This is a genomic window from Corallococcus sicarius (genome assembly GCF_003611735.1).
Lineage (GTDB): Bacteria > Myxococcota > Myxococcia > Myxococcales > Myxococcaceae > Corallococcus > Corallococcus sicarius.
The window spans coordinates 1-9,352 of the sequence record NZ_RAWG01000348.1; the positions used below are offsets into that span (position 1 = coordinate 1).

General features: G+C 71.9%; 5 protein-coding genes. 2 read left to right on the forward strand and 3 right to left on the reverse strand.

Going from position 1 to position 9,352, the window contains the following annotated elements; translation table 11 throughout:
* Both D7X12_RS35060 and D7X12_RS35065 read left to right on the forward strand, forming a co-directional pair.
* A partial coding sequence (locus tag D7X12_RS35060) for a DUF3857 domain-containing protein (RefSeq protein ID WP_120629560.1) occupies positions 1–2,819 on the forward strand: 2,819 nt, incomplete at its 5' end.
* A gap of 83 nt (positions 2,820–2,902) precedes the next feature.
* On the forward strand, positions 2,903–5,200 hold the full coding sequence (locus tag D7X12_RS35065) for a hypothetical protein (RefSeq protein WP_208719482.1): 2,298 nt from the start codon (positions 2,903–2,905) through the stop codon (positions 5,198–5,200).
* A gap of 25 nt (positions 5,201–5,225) precedes the next feature.
* Here the strand turns inward: D7X12_RS35065 and D7X12_RS35070 are convergent, their stop codons facing one another.
* From D7X12_RS35070 to D7X12_RS35080, 3 genes are all read right to left on the reverse strand, one after another.
* The gene (locus D7X12_RS35070; protein WP_120629561.1) at positions 5,226–7,397 is read right to left on the reverse strand and encodes a bifunctional alpha,alpha-trehalose-phosphate synthase (UDP-forming)/trehalose-phosphatase; all 2,172 of its coding nucleotides are present in this window, start codon (positions 7,395–7,397) and stop codon (positions 5,226–5,228) included.
* A 13-nt stretch (positions 7,398–7,410) separates the two neighbouring features.
* Positions 7,411–8,553 carry a hypothetical protein gene (locus tag D7X12_RS35075; RefSeq protein WP_120629562.1) on the reverse strand — a complete coding sequence of 381 codons (1,143 nt, stop codon included), beginning with the start codon at positions 8,551–8,553 and terminating at the stop codon, positions 7,411–7,413.
* Between the two features lie 33 nt (positions 8,554–8,586).
* A partial coding sequence (locus D7X12_RS35080; protein WP_120629564.1) for an NAD-dependent epimerase/dehydratase family protein occupies positions 8,587–9,352 on the reverse strand: 766 nt, incomplete at its 5' end.

Sequence of the window (9,352 nt, forward strand, 5' to 3'; positions counted from 1 at the left end):
CCGCGCCGCAGCCCCTGCCCACCCTCACCTCCGCGCTGCGCGCGCTGGTGGAGAAGAACCCGGACGACGCGGCCCTGCGTGGCGACTATGCCCAGGTGCTCGCCTTCTTCCGCGCCTATGACGAGCGCGAGCACACCGCCGCCGCCGAGGCCGCCGCCGCCGCGGAAGCCGACCCCAAGGATGCGCGCCTGCAGCTGCTCGCCGCCAACACCCAGACGGACGACCTGAACGAGCGCCGCCGCTTCCTGGAAGCCTCCCTGAAGGCGGACCCCACCTATCCCCCGGCGCGCCTGGCGCTGGCGGACCATGAGATGGACCGCGGCCACCCGGAGCGCGTGCAGCCGCTGCTGGCCCCCATCCTGGCGCAGGATGACGGCCGCGCCGTGCCGGGCGCGAAGCTGCTGCTGGCCCGCGCCGCCGAGGCGCTGGGCGAGCGCGTCCGGGCGCACGCGCTGGTGGAGGAGACCTTCCGCCAGCAGCCCCGCGTCCCCCGCGTGGTGCGGGTCGCCGCGCAGGCGTCGCGCCAGCTGGGCCGCCACCAGGAGGCCATGGACCGCATGCGCGTGGTGCTGGCGCTGCGCTTCGATGACACCAACACCCGCCGGCAGCTGGCCGCCATGCTCGCGGACGCGGGCAAGGTGGACGCCGCCGAGCGCGAGTACGCGAAGCTCACCGACCTGAACCCCTTCGACAACGGCTCGCGCGTGCGGCTGGCGGAGCTCAAGGCCGCCAACGGCGCCGCGGAGGAGGCCGCCGCCCTCTTCACCGAGGCCAAGGCCCTGTCCCCTGACGAGCCGGAGGTCTACGAGCGCGAGGGCCGCGCGCTGCTCGCCGCGGGTCAGCGCGAGCCGGCGCTGGCCGCCTTCGAGCGCTCGCTGGTGCTGCGCCCGCAGAACCCCGGCCTCAAGGAGGCGCTGCGCGCCCTCAAGGGCGGTTCGGAGAGCGCGGGCTCGCAGTACCTGGTGGACGCGAAGCCGCTCGACAAGGAGGCGGAAGCCTACGTGCACGAGGACGCCATCTACCTCGTGGACAACACCTACGTGCGCGTGCAGAAGAGCGGCCTGTCCAGCCGCCTGCAGCAGATGGTGGTGCGCGTGCTCAACAAGCGCGGCGTGGACGCGTTCCGCAACATCCCCGTCACCTACTCGCCGGACCGGCAGGAGGTGCGCGTGCTGCGCGCCCGCGTGACGAAGCCGGACGGCTCCGTGGTGGAGAGCTACGGCGACGCGGACCGCAACATGAACGAGCCGTGGTCGGGCATGTACTACGACACCCGCGCGCGCGTGCTGTCGTTCCCGTCGCTGTCCGCCGGTGACACGCTGGAGCTCACCTACCGCATGGATGACACCGCGCAGGACAACCTGCTGTCGGACTACTGGGGCGACGTGGAGAGCGTGCAGAGCACCTATCCCAAGGTGCGCTTCCAGTACGTCGTGGACATGCCCAGGGAGCGGCCGCTGTACTGGAACAAGAGCCGCCTGGCCGGTGTGACGCAGGCGCAGGAGACGCCGGAGGCCGACCGCACCGTGTACCGCTTCGGCGCGAAGCACGTGTCCAAGGTGGTGCCGGAGCCGGGCATGCCGGGCTGGGCGGAGGTCGCCCAGAACCTGCACATCTCCACGTACAAGACCTGGGACCAGGTGGGCAACTACTGGTGGGGCCTCGTGCGCGACCAGCTCCAGCCCAACGCGGAGCTGAAGGCGACGGTGGACCAGGTGCTCCAGGGCGTGGACCGCAAGAACGAGCTGGCCGTCGTGCGCGCCATCTACTCGTTCGTCGTCACCAACACCCGCTACGTGGCGCTGGAGTTCGGCATCCACGGCTTCAAGCCGTACAGAGTGGACCGCGTGCTCGCGCGCCGCTTCGGCGACTGCAAGGACAAGGCGAGCCTCATCTACTCCATGCTGAAGGTGGCGGGCGTGGACAGCAAGCTCGTGCTCTTGCGCATGCGCAACCTGGGCGCGCTGGACGCGGAGCCCGCGTCGCTCGCGGCGTTCAACCACGCCATCGCGTACGTGCCCAAGTTCGACCTGTACCTGGACGGCACCGCGGAGTTCCACGGCGCGAAGGAGCTTCCTTCCGCGGACCGCGTCGCCAACGTGCTGGTGGTGGACCCCAACGGCACCAGCAACTTCCTCACCACGCCGGAGGCGAAGGCGCAGGACAACACCACCACGCTGGCCATGGACGTCGCGCTGCGGCCCGACGGCGGCGCGGACGTGAAGGGCCAGAGCAGCGTGTCCGGCCAGTCCGCGCCGGACTACCGCCGCGCCTACCGCCCGGAGTCCACGCGCAAGTCCACCTTCGAGCGCGCGTGGGCGCAGAGCTTCCCCGGCCTCACCGTGCGCGAGGTGAAGCTCAGCGACACCACCCGCCTGGACGACGACGTGACGCTGGAGTTCCAGATGGGCATCCCGCGCTACGCGGAGGTGTTCCCCGGCGGCAACCTGCGCTTCCTGCCCTTCGGCACCGGGCGCACGTACCAGCAGGCGTACGCGTCGCTCGCCGAGCGCCGCTTCGACCTGGTGATGCAGAGCCCCTGGGTGAACACCTTCAAGCTGCGCTACACGCTGCCCGGCGGCTACACCGTGGCGGAGCTGCCCCAACCGGTGGAGGAGACGACGCCGTTCGGTCACGTGAAGCTCTCCTACCGCGTGGAGAACGGCACGCTCGTCGCCGACGGTGAGGTGGCCCTCTCCGTCGCCCGCATCAAGGCGTCCGAGTATCCGCAGTTCCGTGAGTTCCTGGGCCGCGTGGACCGGGCCTTCGGGCGCCGCGTCCTGCTCCAGGGGCCGGGGCAGAAGACGGCCTCGCGGTAGTCAGGTGACAGGGGCGGTGCTTCTTCGCACCGCCCCGCACGGAGGGCTTGACCCGGACGCGGCCCTCCGGGCTTAAGCAGGTCATGCACCCTGCACGCGCGCTCGTCCTTGGCTGCCTGCTGGTGGCGGGGGCCGCCACCGCCGCTCCCGTCGTCCAGCTCCCCGAAGGAGGACGGGCGGTGGAGGTCCTCCCCAAGGGCATCCTCTGCGGCCCCGTGCGCGGCGGCTGGACGCTCTCCGAGGACGGCCGCTCGCTCAAGCCTCCCGCCAAACCGGAGGACACCGCGCGCACGCTGGAGCTGAAGGTCGCCGCGGATGAAGCCGGCTGCGCCACGGCCACCGACACCCTCGTCGTGGTGGCCACCGGGCCCTTCCCGCGCATCGACGCCGCGTCCACCACGTTCTATCCGGACGACGGGCGGCTGGAGCTCAAGGGCACCGGCCTCAAGAACGTCACCGTCACCTGGTCCGGCACGCCCCGGGGCACGGAGGCGCCGCCCGCGCCCCTGGAAGGACAGGACGTGTGCCTGGAGCCCTCGGGCCCGTCCGACTGCGCGGTGCCGGTGACGCCGGGCCTGCCCACGGACGCGACGCTGTCGTGGCTTCCACCCTTCGCGCGCACGGGCGCGAACGTGACGACGTACGACGCCAACGGGCGCTTCCTGGACGACGCGTTCTTCCGCCTGCGCCCCGGCCGCACCGTGCTCACGCGGCCCCTGGTGCAGTCCTCCGGCGTGGACCTGTCCAAGGGCCCCGGCTACGTGGCGGTGACGCACTCGGAGGCCATCGCGTCCGTGGACTGCGGCTCCGCGCGCTGTGAAGTCACGGAAGGAGCGGTCTCCATCCGCAACGTGCCGGGGGTGAACCCCACCGTGGCGGTGCGGCTGCGGCTGACGCCGCGCGTGTTCTTCGCCCGGGGCGACGCGCTGGAGACCTCCGTGGCGGAGACGCTGCCCGTGCTCGCGTGCCCGCTGTCCGCCGTGGAGGGCACGGTGCTGCGCGACGCGGAGGACTCCGCGCTGGTGATGCGGCTGGACGCGGCGTGCGCGCACGACCCTCGCGCGCTCCTCTGGACGGTGAACGGCGCGCGGGTCCGCGTGGAGCGCGTGGTGAAGGCCACCGAAGGCACCTACGTGCTCTTGCGCACCCGAGGCACCGACGAGCCGCAAGTCACTGTCACCGCCACCACGTCCCGCGTGGACGGCACGGTGGTGGCTTCGGAGACGGCGGAGACGAAGCCCCTGCCGGACCCTCGCGCGACGCTGGAGTTGCCCGGCCACGGCAGCATCGACTTCGTGCCCACCAACCGCCCGGCGGAGGTGACGGTGGCCTCCAACGGCGGCCAGGGCCGCTTCGTGCTGCGCCCCCTGGGCGGGGCCTACACCGTGACGGTGCGGGAGCAGGCCACGCTCGTCCAGGGCGAGCCCACCGCGGGCGGCTTCGTGTCGCTGCGCTTCGGCTACCGGCTGCCCACGCTGCCGGCGGAGCTGGCCACCACGGACCTGTTCCTCACCAGCGAGCGCGTGCAGCGCGCGGTGCGCGAGGCGAGCGTGCCCACCAACGTGGAGAACCTGGTGGAGTTCGTCTGCGCGGACAAGGAGGGCCATGACGAGACGCTGCCCCCCAGCCGCCCGCACCGGCTGGACTACGCCATGCGCAACACCTGCCGCGTCATCATCCACCGCGAGCGCCTGAAGCCCGAGGAGGGCAACCAGGAAATCACCCTGCGCATCGACGTGACGAAGCCGGACGGCTCCAGCCGCGGGGAGAGCCACGTGGAGCAGCGCCTGTTCCTGCGCCCCAACGGCGAGGTGCGCGTCATCCCCGTGCAGGGCAACCTGGGCCAGTACGACCGCATCCTCGTGCAGGTGGCGCACGTCGCGGACGAGTCGCGCTACGCCCTGTCCACCGTGGACCGCACCGGCCTGCCCTCCGCGCAGTGGACCGCCATCGTGCGCGGCGGCATGTTCCGCCTCTACACCATGGCCACCATCCCCGCGGGCCTCTACCGCGCGACGCAGCCCACGGGACAATTGGCCATCAACTTCGGCGTGCTGTCGCGTCTGGCATTGCTCAACAACGAGGGCCAGGAGCGGCTGCTGGGCATCGAGCTGGGGCTCATGGGCCTGGGGCTGGTGCCGCAGTCTGGAGACATCCAGTTCCCGCCCACGCTCGCGGCCGTGCTGGGGCTGGGCCTGCGCGTGCCCATTGGCCCCGGCGCGGCGGTGGGCGCGCAGGCGTGGATTGCCCGCGAGTTCCGGGGCGACATCACCCGGCGCACCAACGGCGACCCGGGCACCGCCACCGTGGTGCCGTCCAGCAAGTGGTCCTTCATCTTCGGGCCCAGCATCTCCATCGGGAACGTGGGCTTCAACCTCTGAGGCCCACGCGCCTGCGGGGCAGGCGCTACTTCCCGAGCAGCTCCTTCAACAGCCGCCGCACCTCCGGTGGGCCCTCCACCCGGTAGCCCGCGCGCGTGTGCTTGTTGCCCGCGTGTACGGTGAGGCCACCCGGCGGAATCGCGGCGAAGAGGTCCTCGTCGGTGACGTCGTCGCCCACGGCCAGCACGCGGACGTCCGGCGCTTCCTGGCGCAGCACCTCCGGCACGACGCGGCCCTTGTTGACGCCCCGGGGCCGCACCTCCACCACCCGGTCCCCGGGCAGGATGTTCATGGGCTCCTGGGAGAACTGCTCGTACAGGAGCAGGCGCAGCTCGCGCGCCTGGAGCGCGCCGAACTCCGCGTCCACCTTGCGGTAGTGCCACGCGAGCGACGCCGTCTTCTCCTCCACGAACGAGCCCGTCACCCGCGCGGCGAACGCGTCCAGCACGGGCTTCACCCGGGGCTTCCATTCGAAGGACACGCCCGGCAGCGCCTGCCACGGCTGCCCCCGCCGCATGCGCGACCACAGACCGTGCTCGGCGTGCAGGCCCAGGGGCAGCTCACCGAACCACGCCTCCAGCGTCTCGCGCGGACGGCCGCTCACCAGGTGCACGGACAGGTCCGGCCGCGCGCAGAGGTCCTTGAGCAGCGCCATCAACTCCGGGTCCGGTGAGGCCAACTCCGGCGTCGGAGCGAAGCCCACGAGCGTGCCGTCGTAGTCCAGGAACAGCACCTTGCGCCCGGGCCCCTTGAGCTTCTCCAGCGCGAGCAGGCCGTCCGGCAGCGGCGGTCGCTCCGCCACGGACTTCAGCCCCTGCAGCCGGTCCAGGAAGCTGGCCACCCACCAGTGCACGTCGCGCGCCTTCACGCCCGCGCGCAGGCAGCGCATGCGGTGCTGGCGCTCGGGCCTGGGCATCTCCAGCGCCTCTTCGATGGCGTCCGCCATGCCCTCCACGTCGTAGGGATTGACGAGCAGCGCGTCGCGCATCTCCGCCGCCGCGCCCGCGAACTCGCTGAGGACGAGCACGCCGTCCTCGTCCGGGCGGGACGCGCAGAACTCCTTGGCGACGAGGTTCATGCCGTCGCGCACGGGCGTCACCAGCATCACGTCCGTGCCCCGGTAGAGGCTCACGAGCTGCTTCTCGTTGAGCGACCGGTAGAGGTAGTGCACCGGCGTGCTGTGCACGGTGCCGTACGTGCCGTTGATGCGGCCCACCAGCTCGTCCACCGTCTCGCGGTACTCCGCGTAGGCCTGCACCTCGGTGCGGCTGGGCACGGCCACCTGGATGAAGCGCAGGCGGCCGCGCAGGGCCGGGGAGCGCTCCAGCACGCGCTGCACCGCGAGCAGCCGCCGGGGGATGCCCTTGGTGTAGTCCAGCCGGTCGATGCCCACCAGCAGCCGCTCGCCGTGGGAGCGCGCGTGCAGCGTCTTCACCTCCTCCATCACCGCCGGCTCCTGCGCCAGCGTCTCGAAGGAGGCAGCGTCGATGCCCATGGCGAAGGCGCCCACGCGCACCTCGCGTCCCTGGAAGAGGATGCGGTCGACGTCCGTGTCCAACCCCAGTTGCCGCAGCAGCGTGCCGGAGAAGTGCCGCACGTAGCTCACCGCGTGGAAGCCGATGAGGTCCGCGCCCAGCAGGCCCTTCAAGAGCTCCGTGCGCCGGGGCAGCGTGCTGAAGATCTCCGACGACGGGAACGGGATGTGGTGGAAGTAGCCGATGCGCGCGTGGGGCAGGCGCGCGCGCAGCATGCCGGGCACCAGCATGAGCTGGTAGTCGTGCACCCAGATGGTGTCGCCCTTCTGGTAGTGCTTCGCGGCCAGGTCGGCGAAGCGCTCGTTGGCCTTGCGGTACGCGTCCCAGTCGCGGTCCTGGCGCGGGATGCGGTCCAGCATGTAGTGGCACAGCGGCCAGAGGACGCGGTTGGAGTAGCCCTCGTAGAAGCGGCTGACCTCGCTCGCGGACAGGTACAGCGGCACGCAGCGCAGGTCCGCCAGCTGCTGCTCCACCCGGGTGCGCTGGGTGTCCGTCAGCCGGGAGACATCTCCGGGCCACCCGATCCACACGCCGCCGGAGCGCTCGTGCGGCTGGCTGAGGCCGGTGGCGAGTCCGCCGGCGCTTCGCACCACGGAGACGCTGTCCTTCTCCACCTTGACGGTGACGGGGAGGCGGTTCGAAACGAGCAGGAGTCGGGGCATAGGCCCCAATGCTCTATTCACCCACACCTGGAATGGCTACCACCCCACGGGGTTGGCTGACGGGTGCTGGACCCTGGGGCCCCTTCGTCCAGCCCAGCCTGTTCAGCAGCGCCGGATCCCGCCCGGCCTTCCACACGAAGGCGTCCAGCAGGTAGTGGGTGGCCTGGGGGAGCGCCAGCAGCGGCACCACCAGCGCCAGCACGTCCGACTCCAGGGTGAGCCCGCTGTCACCGAACCATGCCCTGCGTTCGTGCCACACCAGCAGGTCCCACAGCCCCTCCTCCAGGAGCGCCAGCCCCCCGAGGAACAGGAGGAAGCCCGGCAGCCCCGCGCGCAGGAGCACGCCCTTCGCGCCGAAGCCCCCTTCCGCGTGACGTCCGCGCGCGTAGCGGAACAGCAGCGCGAAGTACGGCACGCCGTGCAGCACCACGTTCATCACCGTGAAGGCGAAGTCGTCGCGCGCGAGCACGATGCCGCCGAACCACGCGACCCAGGTGGCCGCCACCAGCAGCACCTTGCCTGCCTGCACACCGTCCCCGCGCGCGATGCGCAGGCCCTGGAAGGCGGCCCACGTGACGAGCACCACCGCGTGCGCGCCCAGCGCCACCGTGCCCGTCCAGCGCGGCAGGCCGGCGAGGAAGTCATGCTCCACGAACCACCAGAAGGCCCGGGGCAGGTTCGCGTGCCACCAGACCACGGGGCCCAGCGTGGCGGCGTAGAGGGCCGCCGCGTCCAGGCGCCGCTCGAAGGGAGAGGCGTGGGCCTTGCGCGAGTAGAGCGCTCCCCAGCCGTACTGCTGGCGGATGAAGTGGAACAGCGCCACGTAGGCGAAGGCGCTCCAGAACGCGCCCGGTGAGAGGGAATACGCGAGCACGCCCACCGCGTACGCCGCGAGCGGCGCGCCCACGTAGAGGCCCGGCCGGCGCGCCACCTCCGCGCCGTCCAGATAGGTGCGGAACAGCGTGGACCAGACATGCGCCACGTCCACGCCCACCACGAACAACAGCCACGCCCACGGGGGCGTGTCCCCCACCGCGCCCAGCCACGGCGCGGCCAGCACGAACGCCACGGACACGAGCGCGCTGCCAGCGAACACGGAGAGGTCCACGGCGGGGCCGAACAACCAGGCCTGCGTGGGCGCGAGGAGACGGGACATCAGGGCCGCGAGCCTACCAGCCCGTGACAGCGCTCAAACCAGCCCTTCGCGGACCAGGGCCTCCGCGCTCGCGACCACCGCCTCCGTCGCGGTGCGCGCTTGCCAGCCCAGCAGCCGTCCGGCCTTCGCCGAGGTGAACTCGCGCCGCAGCCCCAGCCCTGGCGTGAGCTGACGAAGCTCCGGGTTGAACAGGGCCCCGAACCGCACCAGGAAGTCCGGCGCCCTCCGCGTCGACACCCGCGCGGCAGGGGCCCCCAGGTGTTCGCGCAGCACGCCGGCCATGTCGGCCAGCCAGAGGAAGTCGCTGCTCCCCGCGAACCGCTCACCCGCGGCCCCGGGCGCCGTCATCGCCTTCAGGTGCAGGTCCACCAGGTCGCGCACATCCACGATGCTGAACCCCAGCCTCGGCACCAGGGACACCTGCCCTCGCAGCATCCGCGCCACCAGTTCCAGCGAGCCCGTGAGGTGCCTGCCCATCAACGGCCCCTGGATGAAGGCAGGCAACACCGTGCTCAGTGTCATGGCGCCCGGAGCGCCCCGCATGAACGCCCAGGCGTCCTGCTCCGCCAGGGTCTTCGCCCGCGTGTAATCCGTCGTGCCCTTCTCGGAGAGGTCGGTCCAGACGGTCTCATCCCCCGGAGGCGCCCCCGGCGCGGAGCCTGACGGCGGAAGCGCGGCCTGGAGCGACGACGTCATCACGACGCGCTCCACGCCCGCCTTCGCGCCAGCCTTCAGCACGCGCAGGGTGCCCTCGCGCGAGGGGCGGATGAGGTCTTGCGTCCCGGGCCCGCCCACCCCC

Coding starts and splice junctions, on each gene's coding strand:
- D7X12_RS35065 (WP_208719482.1), top strand. CDS start 2,903: ATGCACCCTGCACGCGCGCTCGTCCTTGGCTGCCTGCTGGTGGCGGGG.
- D7X12_RS35070 (WP_120629561.1), bottom strand. CDS start 7,397: ATGCCCCGACTCCTGCTCGTTTCGAACCGCCTCCCCGTCACCGTCAAG.
- D7X12_RS35075 (WP_120629562.1), bottom strand. CDS start 8,553: ATGTCCCGTCTCCTCGCGCCCACGCAGGCCTGGTTGTTCGGCCCCGCC.